Below are 1,576 nucleotides of genomic sequence, written 5' to 3' on the forward strand. Positions count from 1 at the left end.
GGTTTCAGGATCATTCGTAAGGTTGATAAATTTGGCTTATTTAATGATTGCAGTGACATGTCTTTTTTAGGCGAGCCCATTAGCCTAAATGTAATTGCGATCAAGTAGAGTAGCCTAGCAAGTTAACCGAGCTTAGGCTTTCTGCAGGTGTGTTTCTCTATGAGCTCAGCAATTATTATCACTGGTGCTGATTCTCATTTTTTTGACCTGGTTAAAGGAACGATTCTTTCTATTCGATATAAGCCGCAAGGTCAATTAATCGATATAGGCTTCTTTAACCTAGGCTGCTCACTTGAAGAAATAAACTGGGTTTTGGAAAACGTAAACTATGTTGTTGAGCCGGACTGGGAATACACGTTTCCTGGTATTGAGAATGCACCCTTATACTTGCGAGGGCTTCTGGCTCGACCGCACCTTCCTAAGTACTTTCCAGGCTATGAAGTTTATATCTGGCTTGATGCAGATGCCTGGGTTCAAGAATGGTTTGGAATTGACTTACTCATTCAGGGAAGTAAAAAAAGAGGCCTGGCCATCGTACCAGAGATTGATCGAGGAAACAGACTACTTTATGGATCAAAAGAACACTTAATCGAACTATCCAAAGCCTATAGGCATTACTTTCCTAACCTAAATGTTGATGATCTGCACACTTATCCTCTTCTCAACGCAGGTGTTTTCGCACTACTTTATAGTGCTCCGCATTGGAACTTCTGGGATCTTCGCCTTGCTCAAGCCTTAGCCAAAAGACCTTCGGTTCTAACTGACCAGCTTGCCTTAAACGTTGCCGTCTACCTAGACGGTTTATTGGAGGAAACAGAACTTCTGCCAGCTTACTGCAATTGGACCTGCCACTATGGCTTACCGAGGTGGGATCCAAAGCGCAGTTTATTTGTTGAGCCTTACCTACCCTACACCCCTATTTCCATCTTACACCTAACTAGCAGCAGCAAAAAACAGGCTAGTCATACACTACTCACCACGGAAGACGAGAGAATTGACCTAAGCCTTAGGTTTCAACAGAGTAAAGCTTGTTTGAGGTGCAACTCTGGGCAAACTAGCCCTCTTGAAGAACATCTGGATACTGCTACTGCAGAAATTTACCTTAGCCAACTTAACCTGGTTCTCTTCCCAAACTGGGATCCCAGTTTCCAGGAAGCAACTATTTCCAGTCTGGAGCTCTTACTGGAGTTTATTCTGCTTAGCCCAAGCCCTCAGGATTATGCCCTGATTGTATCCGCAGAGCCAGACTATGGAATGGCAGACTCAGTCCTGGCAACAGCAGCAACTAACGTTGCCCTCAAACTAATCGAGTCAGGTTATGAGTTAAAGGGAGAGCCGTCTATTTCTCTGGTCAAAGCTCTCAATTCGGAGCAGTGGAAACGGCTGCTGGCCCAGGTCAACTATCACTATCCTCTTGCTCATGAGCAGATCCCAGCAGGGATCCAGCCTGTCTTGGATGGACTACCTCGCTTTGAGCTGCCGTCGAGATAGGGATCAAGCTAACCCGAAGAACGCAGGGACTCCATCAACTGCTGGGGCGTCATCTGCTCGTAGGGCTCGAAGGGCTGGTGGATCC

1 protein-coding gene is annotated in these 1,576 nt (G+C 45.9%); it reads left to right on the top strand.

Annotated features, from left to right (window positions below; all coding sequences use genetic code 11):
* The first annotated feature begins 159 nt into the window (after nucleotides 1-159).
* Entirely contained in the window at nucleotides 160-1,491 is a 1,332-nt protein-coding gene (locus NW841_RS12755) for a hypothetical protein (RefSeq protein ID WP_414386760.1), read from the top strand.
* Nucleotides 1,492-1,576 lie beyond the last annotated feature (85 nt).

The organism is Synechococcus sp. H60.3 (assembly GCF_047462295.1).
In the GTDB taxonomy this organism is placed as follows: domain Bacteria; phylum Cyanobacteriota; class Cyanobacteriia; order Thermostichales; family Thermostichaceae; genus Thermostichus.